This window comes from Streptomyces sp. NPDC029122 (assembly GCF_055569445.1).
This window is the reverse complement of sequence record NZ_JBVHWK010000015.1, coordinates 46,404-59,062: the sequence shown is the minus strand read 5'-3', so window position 1 is coordinate 59,062 and position 12,659 is coordinate 46,404. Positions and strand designations below refer to the sequence as shown.

Genomic DNA, 12,659 nt, shown 5'->3' with positions numbered 1-12,659 from the left:
GCTAGCGGACGCCCACGGTGAAGGCGGCGCGGTAGCCGGCGCCGTCGGGGGTGGGGGAGAGGGTCATCTTCCCGGCGGCGGCCCGGTAGCGGTCGTCGTGGGCGTTGGGGTCGCGGGGGGCCTCGCGGCGCGCGTACGGCTGCCGTCCGTAGACCTCCCTCAGGAAGGCGTCGGGCAGGAAGAACTGCGAGGTCGTCTCGGAGCGTCCGTCGGGGCGGACCTTGAAGTGGATGTGCGGCGCCAGCCCCGCGTACCAGCCCGGCACGATCGTCCGGAAGGCGCAGCGGCCGGAGGCGTCGGTGATCTGGACCCCGCGCAGGTGCGTCTGCTTGCCCTCCGAGTACACGCCCGCCGCGTCGGCCTGCCAGATGTCGACGGCGGCGCCCGCCAGCGGCCGGCAGCCGTCCTTGACGCCGACCACGGTGAGCTCCAGCCGCAGCGGGACGCCCTCACGGCCCTCCGTGACGTCCGAGCGGGTCCGGCCCCGGCCGGTGTAGTTCGGGCCCGCACCCGACGTCAGGGCCAGGACGCAGTCCGGAGCGGCGGCGCCCGTCGGCGCGGGCGCGGCCCTGCCGGGGGCGTCCGGCAGGGCGCAGGCCGTGGTCAGCGCGGCGATACCGGCGGACCCGGCGGTCAGCAGGAGGGCCCGGCGGCTGGTCGGGAAGGTGTCCTCGTCGGTCATGCGGGCCTCTCGCGCGTGCGCCCGGGGCCGTCGCGTGCGGACGGCCGCCCACCACGGCCACCGTGCCGCACACCGGCGGCCGGGCCCGCGACCGACACACGGCCGACCGGGTCCTCGTAGCGGATGCGGGGCGGGGCGCGGGGGAGAAGCCGCGGGCAACCACCTGAACTGACGAGAGACGGTGAACCGCCGGGGTGTTCATGGCCGTGTTGCGGGCGTGGCCGGTACGGGCTGCGCGATCATCGGCCCGACATGCTCGACACATCGCAGGGTGAGCCGCAGGCTCCCTCCTCCGAGGCCCCCATCGCCCGGGCCGCCGCCACTCTGGCATCCAAGGCCTCGCAGGCCACGACCGTCGCCAAGGCCGCGACAGCCTCCACGCCCTCCACGGCCTCCGACGTGTCGGAAGGGCGCGGATGTCTCTTCGCGCTCTCCCAGCCGCCGCTGATGATCTTCCTAGCGGTGATCGGGACCCTGCTGCTGCTGGCCGCCCTGCACGACCTCTATCTGCTCTGAGACCTCCGGGTGGACGTCCGCCTCCTTGCGGCGGGCCCGGTACGCGGCCACGTGCAGCCGGTTCCCGCAGGTCCGGCTGTCGCAGTAGCGGCGGGAGCGGTTGCGGGAGAGGTCCACGAAGGCGCGTCGGCAGTCCGGGGCCTCGCAGCGGTGCAGCCGCTCCCGCTCGCCGGAGACCACGATGAAGGCCAGCGCCATGCCGCCGTCCGCCGCCAGATGGTCGCCGACCGAGGCGCCGGGCGCGAAGTAGTGGACGTGCCAGTCGTAGCCGTCGTGGTCGGTCAGCCGCGGGGTGGTGCCGGCCGTGGCCACCAGCTCGTTGATCAGTGCGGCTGCCGCACGGGAGTTCGGTGCCGCGAAGACCTGGGCGAACTTGCCCCGCACCGTCCGGACCCCGGCGAGGTCGCGCGCGCCCAGCTCGCCGACGTCGCTGATCGCGTACTCCTCGACGAAGCCGCGCAGTGCCGCGACGTCGGACAGCCGGTCGGGCTGGTCCGGCTCGGCCGCGGTGTTCACCAGCGCGACGACGACGTCGAGCGCGCGACGGGTGTCGTGGGGGATCTGCACGGGGTCGCTCCCTGGGGCCGGGCCTTGCGGCGGCGGGCCGCTGCCGCCCGCTGGGGGCCGACAATAGCGCCTACCGCCGGAAAGGTACCCGAGCACACAGGCGCCGCCCCCGCGGGTGGCTCCCGCGAGGACAGCGCCGGCACTGCCGTATGTGGTTGTCCGTCCCGCACCGTCGCCCCGAGTCGGACGGTGGGGGGCTGGGGGCCTGGCTCAGCTTTCGGCCAGGATGTGCGACAGCTCCTTGTCGAGGTCGAAGTGCCGGTGTTCGGTCCCGGGTGGGACCGCGGCGTCCGTCCGCTTGAGGAACGACTCGAGGGCTCGGGCGGGTGCCTCGAGCAGCGCTTCTCCCTCCGGTGAGCTCAGGGCGATGCAGACGACGCCCTGACCGTGGCTGCGGGACGGCCAGACGCGGACGTCGCCGGTACCGGTGGGCCGGTGGAGGCCCTCCGCGAGGAGGTCGCGGGCGAACACCCATTCGACCGTTTCCTCGGCGCCGGTGTGGAAGGTGGCGTGCACGGCGTAGGGATCGGCCGTGTCATACCGCAGGCCCGCGGGAACAGGCAGTGAGGACTCGCTCGACACAACGAGGCGCAGGTGCAGCTCGCAGCTGACCGTGGTGTTCATAAGCGCCAGGGCCTTTCGCTCAGTGTGCGCTCGGGGATTCGCACGTCGGCGAAATCGACATGCCACCTACGGTGCCGTTGTAAACCCCTCTGACCGTTTTGCGGACCTCTGGGTCCCTCGGACGGCGGATCCGAACCGGCATGCACGTGTGCTTCCGGCTCCGGTAGATTCGGTGTCATGAATACGGGGAGTGACCGTGGAACCAACGAATCCGCCAGCGGCGAGCCCGCCGCCGAAGAGCCGGCGCACGAGTCGAAGGCGCCCGCCTTCATCAAGGCCAACCGCAGCCTGCACCTGAGCTGGCAGGTCGGCGTCTTCATCGTCGGCCTCGCCGTCATCGGCGCGGGAGTCGCCATGCTCGTCCTGCCCGGCCCCGGCTGGGTCGCGATCTTCGCCGGCCTCGCGATCTGGGCCACCGAGTTCGCCTGGGCGTCCCTCGTCCTGCGCTGGACGAAGCGCAAGGTCACCGAAGCCGCGCAGAAGGCGCTCGACCCGAAGGTCCGGCGCCGCAACGTCATCCTCACCAGCGTCGGCCTCACCATCGCGGCCGCGCTGATCGGTTTCTACCTGTGGAAGTACGGCCTCACCCTGCCGTGGAACCTCGAGGGCCAGTGAACCGGTCCGGCGCCGGCCCGAGGGCGGTCACGGAGCACCGCTGACATGCGGTAATGTTTGCGGTGCGTCCGGGCGATTAGCTCAGTGGGAGAGCACTTCGTTCACACCGAAGGGGTCACTGGTTCGAACCCAGTATCGCCCACCCGGAGCAGAGGCCCGGAGACTCGGAAGAGTCTCCGGGCCTCTGTCGTACCCGGGCCGCGCCGCCGCCTCAGCGCAGCCGCCCGAACGCCTCCCGCAGCCTGCGCGCGTCCCGCAGCCGCTTCTCGTACGTCGCCCCCGTCACCAGCAGCAGCAGGCCAGCGAGCGCCGGCGGCAGCCAGCGCGGCAGCACGCCCGCCACCTGCACCACGTACGGCGCCAGCTCGTGCAGCGCCACCGCCGCCAGCGTCGCGCCGCCCAGCAGCAGCGGCGCCCGGAGCCGGCGGTGCGCCCCCGCCAGGGTCACCGCCAGCGCCGCCGCGCCCAGCAGCAGCGGACGCGGCCAGTGCGCGTCGCCCCAGGCGGCCACCAGGCTCGGCAGCAGCGTCACCGCCAGCCCAGGCCCGTACGAGGACCAGGACGAGGCCCCCGGATCCCGCCGGCGGCGCAGCAGCCCCACCGCCAGCGCGGGCACCGACACCGGCAGCGTGTACGCCTCCGGCACCGCCACCCCCGACGCCGCCAGCCGCACCCACGCGGCCGCCACGAACAGGGCCCCCGCCGCCCGGGCCGCCGCCCGCCGCTCCGGGCGCAGGGCCGCCCCCGCGCAGACCACCCCGGCCAGCGCCAGCACCAGCGCCAGCACCGGCGCGTCCCCCGCCGCGAGCGCCACTGCCACCGCCAGCGCCCCGGCCGCCGCCGCCTCGGCCGGGACCCGGACCGGGCCCAGCCGGGGCGCCAGGGCCGCCACCAGGGCCGGGAGCGCCAAGACCGCCACCGCACGCCAGGACCAGCCCAGGCCCGCCACCGCACCCAGCGCCACCACCAGGGCCGCCGCGTACCCGACGGCGCCCACCGCGAAGCCCGCCCGCACGGGCACCGGCGCGGCCCTGTGAGCCGCCCCCAGGGCGCAGCCCGCGCCCAGCAGCCCGAAGACCGCGAAGGTGGCCGTACGGCCGTCCAGGGCGGCCAGGGACAGGTTCAGGGCCCCGAGGGCCGCGCACCCCGCCGCGGCCCACCCGACGGCCCGCGCCCCGGGCCGCACCCCAACCCGCGAAGCCGCCACTCCGGCCGCCGCCGTCACCGCGAGCTGCGCGGCGAACACCGCCCCGGCCGGCAGGCCCGGCAGCAGCGGCGCCACGAACAGCCCCGCCCAGCCGCACACCACCGCCGACGCCCCCGCCACCGGCCGCGGCAGCACCCCGCCCGGGAGCCACAGCGCGCCCGCCGCGAGCAGCAGCGCCACCGCCAGAGCGGCCCCGGGCCCCGCCGGGTGCGGGGTCGCCCCGGCCCACACCTCGCGCAGCACCCCGGCCCGCGCCACCAGCACCACCGCCACCGCGGACAGCCCCGCCAGCGCCCCCGCGGCGGCCACCCCGGCGCCCGCCCGCAGCAGCCCCCGCCGCACCGGCTCCGGGACGGCCCCCGCCCGCACCGCCGCCGCCGACAGGGCCAGCGCCGCCGCCACCCGCGCCGCCACCGCCCACCACACGGAACCCGCCCCGGCCGGCACCAGCGCCCCCGCCGCCGACACCGCCGCAAGACCCCCCACCAGGGCGGCCGCCGAAGCCCGAGGCTCGCGCCAGGCCACCGCCACGCCCAGCACACCCCCCGCCGCCAGCAGCAGCGCCGGACCGGCCGCCCCGGCCCGCGCCAGGGACAGCGTCAGCCCCACCGCCAGCGCCGCCCCGCCCAGGAAGCCCGAGCACACCCACGCGGGCACCCGTACCGCCCGGCGGGCCACCAGCACCGCCAGGCCCGCGTCCAGCGCCGCCGTCGCCAGCAGCGCCGCGCCGGCCCCCAGCGGGCCCGCCCCCGCCGCGGCCGCCGCCAGCGGCAACGGCAGCTGCGCGGCGCCCACCGCGGCGAGCGCAGGCAGCCGCAGCCCCCTCAGGGCCGCGCCGTACCCGGCCCAGACTCCCGCCAGCACGGCCGACGTCCACGCCGCGTACGCGACGCCGTCGGTGTCCGGCAGCCCGACCGCGTGCACCGCGTACGCGTCCAGCACCGTCAGCAGCAGCCCCACCCCCGCGACCGCCTCGGCCGTCGACCGCAGCCCGCGCCGCAGCAGCGCGGCGGGCGCCGCGAGCGCCGCCGCCGTCACGACCGCCAGCACCGCGGAGCGCCCGCCGATGCCCAGAGAGCCCCAGCTGACGAGGGTGAACGCCAGTGCCGCGACGGCGAGCAGCACCGCGCCGAGCGCCAGCAGCACGTTCTGGGCGCTCGGCTTCGGGGCCCCGGCCGGCGCGGACGGGGGGAACGGCGGGAACTGCGGGTGCGCCTGCTGCACCGACTGGGCCAGGACGCGCAGCAGCCAGTCCCGACGGGCCAGCAAGTACACGCGCCGGGTGTCCAGTTGAGCCAGCTCGCCGTCGATGAGCGCCAGCTCCTGGGCCGGCGGCAGGGGGGAGTCCATAGCCGGAGTGTGGTGCCCGTCACGCCATCAGGACATGGGCGTGCCTACTCAGATCACCGCTGAGTACCTACTCGGGAGACCGCCCCGCACCGGCGCCCGCCGGGCCACACTGGAGCCATGCAGCGCTGGACGCACTACCGCTTCCGCAGCGTGTGGGACCTCGACGCCCCGCCCGCGCTCGTCTACTCCCTGCTCGCCGACCCCACCCGCTACCCCGACTGGTGGCCCCAGATCCGCCGGACCGAGCGGATCGACGCGCGCACCGGGGACGTCCTGATCCGCTCGGTCCTCCCGTACGGGATCCGCGTCACCCTCACCGAACTGCTCCACGACCCCGGGCGCGGGGTCCTCGAAGCGGCGCTGCGCGGGGACATCGAGGGCTGGGCGCGGTGGACCGTACGCCCCCGGGGCGCGGCCGGAGCCGTTCGTACGCGGGCGGTCTACGAGCAGGAGGTCGAGGTGCGGGCGGCCCCGCTGCGGCGGTTCGCGCTCGCCGGCCGGCCGCTGTTCCGGCTCAACCACGCGCTGATGATGCGGGCCGGGCGGCGCGGCCTGCGGGCCCGGCTGGCGGCTCCGCCGTAAGCGGTTTGATCCGGCCCCGGGGCTCTTGTATTGTTCAGTGCGTTCCCGGGCGATTAGCTCAGCGGGAGAGCACTTCGTTCACACCGAAGGGGTCACTGGTTCGATCCCAGTATCGCCCACCGGGACAGGCCGGTCCGTCTGATGACGGACCGGCCTTCCGCATGTTCCGGGGCTATTCCGGAGTTCCGGCTCCCGTCAGGCCGCCCGCGGCTCAGGCGGCCTGCGGCAGGTCCGGACGCAGCGGCCAGTGCGGATCCACCGCCTCCGGAGTGCCCTGCCGGGCGTACCACGCCTGCAGCCCCCGCGCCTGCGCCGCGTGCCACACCGCCTGGAGGGTGTGCAGCTCCGCCGGGCTCAGCCGCTCCAGCCGCGCCGCGAACCTGCGTCCGACCGCCCGTACGACCTCCAGCGCCGCCTGCGCGTCCACCGAGGCGTCGTGCGCCCCCTCCAGGTCTATCCCGTAGTGCGCGCACAGGTCCGTCAGCGTGCGGCGGCCCTTGCGGTAGCGGTCCAGGTGCTTGTCCAGGACCCGCGGATCCAGCACCGTCAGCGGCCTGTTGTCCAGGTACCGCGCCAGCGAGGACGCCCGGTGCCGGCGCAACTCCCGGTCCAGCAGCGTCAGATCGAACGGCGCGTTCATCACCACCACCGGCCGCCCCGCCGCCTGCTGCTCGCCCAGCGCGCGGGCTATCTCCTCCACCACCGGCGCCGGCCAGCGGCCGTTGCGCTGGAGGTGCTCGTCCGTCAGGCCGTGCACCTCCGTCGCTCCCGGCGGCACCGGAACGCCGGGATTGACCAGCCACCGGGTGGAGCGGACCCGGCCGCCCGCACACTCCTGCACGACGAGCGCGGCGGACACGATCCGGTCCTGCTCGACGTCCACCCCGGTGGTCTCCGTGTCGAAGGCGGCCAACGGCCCCTCGTACCAGCGTGTCATGACGAACTCCTCGTTCCCGGTGGGCAGATGGGCCGCACCGGGCACCTCCGCCCACGGAGCGCGCCGACCCCCGCCGAATCCGTGATACCCGGGCTTTTCGCCCCGTACGCCGTTTGGAGGCACCCGGCTGCGGAGACAACTTCTGCGGGAGGTCGTACGCGTGACCACCCGTCACCCCCTCACCCGTTCACGGCAGAGCCCGGAAGGCATGGGGAGCCGGCCATGGCGCTCACGCAGCCCGAACCGGGCGGGGTACCGCACGGACAGGGCGATCCGCCGACCGGACCGCTGCGCGGCACACTCGCCACCACCGCCTGCATGGAGACCCTCCAGGTGGGCTACCTCCACGCCGTCGCGGCCGCGGCCGGCTGCTCGCTCTCCCAGCCCTTTCCGGACAACGGCATCGACTGGCACGTGAGCCACGGCGCGCCCGAGCACGTCGTCGACGACGAGGTGACCATCAAGGTGCAGCTGAAGGCGACCTACCAGGTACCGCCCCGCCCCGCCGGGACCAGCTTCGGCTTCACCCTCGACAACGAGCACCTGGTGAAACTGGCGCGGACGCCGGTCGCCGTCCACAAGATCCTCGTGGTGATGCTCGTACCCCGGGAACGGGAACTCTGGCTGAGCGCCGGGCACGACCGGCTCGACCTGCGGCACTGCTGCTACTGGACCAACCTCGCCGGGCACCCCGTCACCGGCAGGCGCCGCACCACCGTACGGATCCCGACCGGGCGGATCTTCGACGACCGGGCGCTGTGCGAGATCATGACCCGCGTCGGGTCGGGAGGGACACCCTGATGGACCGGCACCCGCCGCACCTCGAACCCCTGCCCCGCCCGCGGCCCGCCCCGGGCACCCCCGATCCGGGGCAGGTCGACCCGCAGGTCCTCGGGGCACTGCTGCACCGCCACGGCTGGCTGAGGCGCGGCGGAGCGGCGGGCCGCTACGGGCGCTGGACCCCGCCGGACCGGGCCGGCACCAGCCTGCTCGTCCCCGAGAACCGGACCTTCCCCGACTGCGCGGACCTCCTGGAGGAGGCCCTGACCGCGCTCTCCCGCAGCGGAGTGCCCTCCGCGCGGGAGGTGCTCTTCGGACTGAGCGTGCCCAGCGACGAGGTCCGCTGGGAGCGGGAGGTCCCGCCGGGGCCGTACGGGCTCCAGGGCGAGGCCGCCTGGCCCGCGCAGGAGCGGCTGCGCTCGGCCGCGCGCCGGCTGCTGCTGGCCGGGGCCCTCGCCGACCGGGCCCGCGCCGGGTACTACGGCGCCCGCCACCGCGCGCAGGCCGAACGCTTCCTCGACGGGGTGCTGGTGGGTCCCGCCCCCGGCGGGCGCAGGCTCGCCGCGTACGTCCCGGTGGCCGGGGGGCGCGGGGCGGTGACGCGGCTGCACCACGCTCTGCACGCGGCGCGGGAGGCGGTGGACTACCGGAGGGCGGCCGGCGGCATGGAGGCCTTCGACGCCGCCGTGGCGGCGGGGGTCAGCCGGGAGCTCGCCGAGGCGCTGGTCGCCCTCGTACGGGGTTCGGAAGGGGCCCGGATCACACTGGCCTGGGCGCCCGCGGCGGGGGTTCCGGCCGGGTGCGCGGCTCGGCCCGAGCCGGTGGAGTTCTCGCCGGGCGACCTGCCGGTGCTGCGCGAGGCCGCCGCCCGCTACACCCGGGCCGAGCCGTCCGTCGCCGTCCGGATCGCGGGGGCCGTGGTCCGGATGCGGCGCTCGGCGTCGGGCGGCGGGGGGACCGTCCGGCTGCGGGTGCTGTCGGGCGCGGAGGTCCCGTACGTCCGGGCCGCCCTCGACGAGGAGGGGTACCGCACCGCGGTCCACGCCCACCTGGCGGGGCTGCCGGTCCGGGTCAGCGGCCGGCTCTCCCGCCGGGGCGGCTTCCGCAGGCTGGCGGGGGCCTCGGACGTGACGCCGGTGCCGCTGGACGAGATGGAGCGGGACCGGCTGATGAAGTCCCTGGACGCGGCCCTCGACGCCGACGAGGTGCTGCCGTCGGACGACGACTAGGACGTCTCCCCGGACCGCCCCGCCCACCCGCTGAGGACGGCGGCGGTCCTGCCGCACCCCGCGCCCCCCGTCAGGGGGCGACAGGCCCTACGGAGCGACCGGTGATGCCGTGTCCCCGGACTTCGGGAGCTTGTCGCTCCCTAGGGGCGTGGCCGGGTCGCCCCTTTCGACCGTGACCGGGACACCGCCCGTGATCTGCTCCAGCCGGGCCTTCAGGTCCTTCGAGGCGGCTCCCTCGGCGGTGCTCGTCGCCACCACCCCGGAGGCGTCGGCGGCGGGCGAGAAGCCGTAGAGGGGGAAGGCGGGCCGCCCCTGGTCGGCGGTGAGCCGCTCCACGGCGGCGACGAGCGCGCGGTGGGTGTAGCGGCTCAGGTACAGGTCCGCGCGGCCGGGGTCGGCGGAGGGGTCTGCCTTCCCGGCGGCTTCCAGCAGCCGGCGGCCCCGCGCGAGGTCGGTGACGCACACCGCGACCCGCCCGGCCGGGCGGTCGGTGACGTGGGTGCCGTAGACGTCGGCGAAGGCGCCGTACCCCTGCGCGCCGACCGCCTGCGACAGGCGCGCGGCCTCGGGGGTGTTCGCGGGCGTGCCGTCGACGGTGGTGGGCGGGCCGCCGGGCCCGGCGCGGTCGTGCCCGGGGCAGGCCGGTGCCCCCTCCAGGGAAGGCGGCGCGGGCGGCTCGGCCGCCGGGCCGGAACCGCCGGCGGCCGAGCAGCCGCTGAGCAGCGCGGCCGCGAGACAGGTGAGCGTGACGGCGGTACGGCGCATGGTTCCTCGATCCGGCTCGGTGCCCGCTCCGGGCGCCCCTGTGACGTACCCGGCCGCCGGCCGGTTCCCCCCGGGCCGGCCGCTACGCGGTGCCGCGCAGGGTGAAGGAGGCCATCCGCAGGCCGGGGACGGGGCTGAAGTCCGCGCCCCGGGTGAAGCCGAGGCGTTCGTAGAGGGTGACCGCCGGGGTGTTGTCCGCGCCGGTGGAGACCTCGACGGGGCGGCCCGGGAAGAGCTCCGCGAGGGCGTGGCGCACCAGCAGCGAGGCGATGCCCCGGCGGAACCGGGCCGGGTCCACGCACAGCCGGTCGACGGACACGCCGTCCGGTGTCTCCTCCCAGGCCAGGAAGCCCGCGACCGCTCCGTCCCCGGTGACCCCGCCCAGCCAGCGCAGCGGCCGCGCCCGCATCGCCTCCAGGCCCTCGCCGAGCGCGGGGATGCCGTCGAAGCCGATCAGCTCCGCCTCCACCGCGTAGGCGGCCAGGCCGACCGCGTGCACGGCGGCCGCCGTCGCGTCGTCGGTGAGGTCCAGCGGGCGGAGCTGCGGCATACGGGTGTCCCTTCGGGGGCTCGGACGGGAACGGCCCACGCTACCCGCGCCGCGCGGGAGCGCGCCGGGGGTTTCCGGGCCGGCCCGGATCGGACCCGCCCCGGGGCCCCGGTATCAACCGTTTCGCGGCGCGGCCGTTCGGCTCGGTACGATTCAGGCGCGCGGCGTTCGCCCGCGTGCCCCCTGAGTCAGGAGAGACCGGTGTCAGACGTCCGTGTGATCATCCAACGCGATTCCGAGCGGGACGAGCGCGTGGTGGCCACGGGCACTACGGCGGCGGAGCTCTTCGCCGGCGAGCGCGCCATCGTCGCCGCGCGCATCGCGGGTGAGCTGAAGGACCTCTCGTACGAGGTGCGGGACGGCGAGACCGTCGAGCCGGTGGAGATCTCCTCCGAGGACGGCCTGAACATCCTGCGCCACTCGACCGCGCACGTCATGGCGCAGGCCGTGCAGGAACTGTTCCCCGAGGCCAAGCTGGGCATCGGCCCGCCGGTCCGCGACGGCTTCTACTACGACTTCGACGTCGCCAGGCCCTTCACCCCCGAGGACCTGAAGACCATCGAGAAGAAGATGCAGGAGATCCAGAAGCGCGGCCAGAGGTTCGCCCGCCGCGTGGTCTCCGACGAGGCGGCCCGCGAGGAGCTCGCCGACGAGCCGTACAAGCTGGAGCTCATCGGCATCAAGGGCTCCGCGTCGACCGACGACGGCGCGAACGTCGAGGTGGGCGGCGGCGAGCTGACCATCTACGACAACCTGGACGCCAAGACCGGCGAGCTGTGCTGGAAGGATCTCTGCCGCGGTCCCCACCTGCCCACCACCCGCAACATCCCGGCGTTCAAGCTGATGCGCAACGCGGCCGCCTACTGGCGCGGCAGCGAGAAGAACCCGATGCTCCAGCGCATCTACGGCACCGCCTGGCCCTCGAAGGAGGAGCTGAAGGCCCACCTCGACTTCCTCGCCGAGGCCGAGAAGCGCGACCACCGCAAGCTCGGCAACGAGCTCGACCTCTTCTCCATCCCGGACGAGATCGGCTCCGGCCTGGCCGTCTTCCACCCGCGCGGCGGCATCATCCGCCGGGTCATGGAGGACTACTCGCGCCGCCGGCACGAGGAGGAGGGCTACGAGTTCGTCTACTCCCCGCACGCCACCAAGGGCGCCCTCTTCGAGAAGAGCGGCCACCTGGACTGGTACGCGGAGGGCATGTACCCGCCCATGCAGCTCGACGGTGGTACCGACTACTACCTCAAGCCGATGAACTGCCCGATGCACAACCTGATCTTCGACGCGCGCGGGCGCTCCTACCGCGAGCTGCCGCTGCGCCTGTTCGAGTTCGGCACCGTGTACCGGTACGAGAAGTCGGGCGTGGTCCACGGCCTGACCCGGGCCCGCGGCTTCACCCAGGACGACGCGCACATCTACTGCACCCGCGAGCAGATGGCCGAGGAACTCGACCGCACGCTCACCTTCGTGCTGAACCTGCTGCGCGACTACGGTCTGACCGACTTCTACCTGGAGCTGTCGACCAAGGACCCGGAGAAGTTCGTCGGCTCGGACGAGGTCTGGGAGGAGGCCACCGCGGTCCTCCAGCAGGTCGCCGAGAAGCAGGGCCTCCCGCTGACCCCCGACCCCGGCGGCGCGGCCTTCTACGGCCCGAAGATCTCCGTGCAGGCGCGCGACGCCATCGGCCGCACCTGGCAGATGTCGACCGTCCAGCTGGACTTCAACCTGCCGGAGCGCTTCGACCTGGAGTACACCGGCCCGGACGGCTCCCGCCAGCGCCCGGTCATGATCCACCGCGCGCTGTTCGGCTCCATCGAGCGGTTCTTCGCGGTGCTGCTGGAGCACTACGCGGGCGCCATGCCGCCGTGGCTGGCCCCCGTGCAGGCGGTCGGCATCCCGATCGGCGACGGGCACGTGGAGTACCTCCAGGAGTTCGCCGCGGCGGCGAAGAAGCAGGGCCTGCGGGTCGAGGTGGACGCCTCCTCGGACCGCATGCAGAAGAAGATCAGGAACCACCAGAAGCTCAAGGTCCCGTTCATGATCATCGTCGGTGACGAGGACATGGCCGCGGGCACCGTCTCCTTCCGCTACCGCGACGGCTCGCAGGAGAACGGCATCCCGAAGGACGAGGCGCTGGCCAAGCTGGCCAAGGTCGTCGCCGACCGCGTCCAGGTCTGACCCGGACCGAAGCGAGAGCGGGGCCCCCGGAAAGGGATCACTTTCCGGGGGCCCCGCTCGTCCGTCCGGACGAGGTC

At 75.0% G+C, this 12,659-nt stretch carries 12 protein-coding genes, 2 tRNA genes and 1 pseudogene; 8 read left to right on the top strand and 7 right to left on the bottom strand.

Annotated elements, in window-relative coordinates:
- Nucleotide 1 precedes the first annotated feature (1 nt).
- A complete protein-coding gene (locus tag ACZ4WZ_RS18885; protein WP_467891646.1) occupies nt 2–682 on the bottom strand; it encodes a dioxygenase family protein in 681 nt (226 codons plus the stop codon).
- Nucleotides 683–934: 252 nt separating this feature from the next.
- Here ACZ4WZ_RS18885 and ACZ4WZ_RS18880 point away from each other — a divergent pair, with 252 nt between their 5' ends.
- The gene (locus tag ACZ4WZ_RS18880) at nt 935–1,198 is read left to right on the top strand and encodes a hypothetical protein (RefSeq protein WP_467891845.1); all 264 of its coding nucleotides are present in this window, start codon (nt 935–937) and stop codon (nt 1,196–1,198) included.
- Nucleotides 1,199–1,216: 18 nt separating this feature from the next.
- Here the strand turns inward: ACZ4WZ_RS18880 and ACZ4WZ_RS18875 are convergent.
- Nucleotides 1,217–1,765 (bottom strand): annotated as a pseudogene (locus tag ACZ4WZ_RS18875) (CGNR zinc finger domain-containing protein); the annotation flags it as partial.
- 210 nt (nt 1,766–1,975) lie between these two features.
- Nucleotides 1,976–2,389, bottom strand: coding sequence for an SsgA family sporulation/cell division regulator (locus ACZ4WZ_RS18870; RefSeq protein ID WP_030011909.1), 414 nt, complete (start codon nt 2,387–2,389; stop codon nt 1,976–1,978).
- A 177-nt stretch (nt 2,390–2,566) separates the two neighbouring features.
- Between ACZ4WZ_RS18870 and ACZ4WZ_RS18865 the strand changes: the two genes are divergently transcribed.
- Complete coding sequence (locus ACZ4WZ_RS18865; protein WP_467891643.1) at nt 2,567–3,004, top strand: TIGR02611 family protein; 438 nt, start codon at nt 2,567–2,569, stop codon at nt 3,002–3,004.
- 70 nt (nt 3,005–3,074) lie between these two features.
- Nucleotides 3,075–3,146, top strand: a tRNA-Val gene (locus ACZ4WZ_RS18860).
- Nucleotides 3,147–3,215: 69 nt separating this feature from the next.
- Here the strand turns inward: ACZ4WZ_RS18860 and ACZ4WZ_RS18855 are convergent.
- Nucleotides 3,216–5,561, bottom strand: coding sequence for an SCO7613 C-terminal domain-containing membrane protein (locus tag ACZ4WZ_RS18855; protein WP_467891640.1), 2,346 nt, complete (start codon nt 5,559–5,561; stop codon nt 3,216–3,218).
- 117 nt (nt 5,562–5,678) lie between these two features.
- Between ACZ4WZ_RS18855 and ACZ4WZ_RS18850 the strand changes: the two genes are divergently transcribed.
- Both ACZ4WZ_RS18850 and ACZ4WZ_RS18845 read left to right on the top strand, forming a co-directional pair.
- Complete coding sequence (locus ACZ4WZ_RS18850; RefSeq protein WP_467891638.1) at nt 5,679–6,143, top strand: SRPBCC family protein; 465 nt, start codon at nt 5,679–5,681, stop codon at nt 6,141–6,143.
- 47 nt (nt 6,144–6,190) lie between these two features.
- Nucleotides 6,191–6,262 (top strand) — tRNA-Val (locus ACZ4WZ_RS18845).
- Nucleotides 6,263–6,354: 92 nt separating this feature from the next.
- On the opposite strand, the gene ACZ4WZ_RS18840 is transcribed toward ACZ4WZ_RS18845, so the two are convergent.
- Nucleotides 6,355–7,080, bottom strand: coding sequence for a 3'-5' exonuclease (locus tag ACZ4WZ_RS18840; protein ID WP_388944380.1), 726 nt, complete (start codon nt 7,078–7,080; stop codon nt 6,355–6,357).
- A 222-nt stretch (nt 7,081–7,302) separates the two neighbouring features.
- On the opposite strand from ACZ4WZ_RS18840, the gene ACZ4WZ_RS18835 reads away from it, so the two are divergent.
- Both ACZ4WZ_RS18835 and ACZ4WZ_RS18830 read left to right on the top strand, forming a co-directional pair.
- Nucleotides 7,303–7,881, top strand: a complete 579-nt coding sequence (locus ACZ4WZ_RS18835; protein WP_388944383.1) for a DUF4365 domain-containing protein — start codon at nt 7,303–7,305, stop codon at nt 7,879–7,881.
- The gene (locus ACZ4WZ_RS18830; protein ID WP_467891634.1) at nt 7,881–9,089 is read left to right on the top strand and encodes a hypothetical protein; all 1,209 of its coding nucleotides are present in this window, start codon (nt 7,881–7,883) and stop codon (nt 9,087–9,089) included. The genes ACZ4WZ_RS18835 and ACZ4WZ_RS18830 overlap by 1 nt, the downstream gene beginning before the upstream one ends.
- A gap of 87 nt (nt 9,090–9,176) precedes the next feature.
- Here ACZ4WZ_RS18830 and ACZ4WZ_RS18825 read toward each other — a convergent pair whose 3' ends face one another.
- Entirely contained in the window at nt 9,177–9,854 is a 678-nt protein-coding gene (locus ACZ4WZ_RS18825) for a hypothetical protein (protein ID WP_467891631.1), read from the bottom strand.
- 82 nt (nt 9,855–9,936) lie between these two features.
- Nucleotides 9,937–10,404, bottom strand: coding sequence for a GNAT family N-acetyltransferase (locus ACZ4WZ_RS18820; protein WP_467891629.1), 468 nt, complete (start codon nt 10,402–10,404; stop codon nt 9,937–9,939).
- 201 nt (nt 10,405–10,605) lie between these two features.
- Between ACZ4WZ_RS18820 and thrS the strand changes: the two genes are divergently transcribed.
- Complete coding sequence (gene thrS / locus ACZ4WZ_RS18815) at nt 10,606–12,582, top strand: threonine--tRNA ligase (RefSeq protein ID WP_467891626.1); 1,977 nt, start codon at nt 10,606–10,608, stop codon at nt 12,580–12,582.
- The last annotated feature ends 77 nt before the right edge of the window (nt 12,583–12,659 follow it).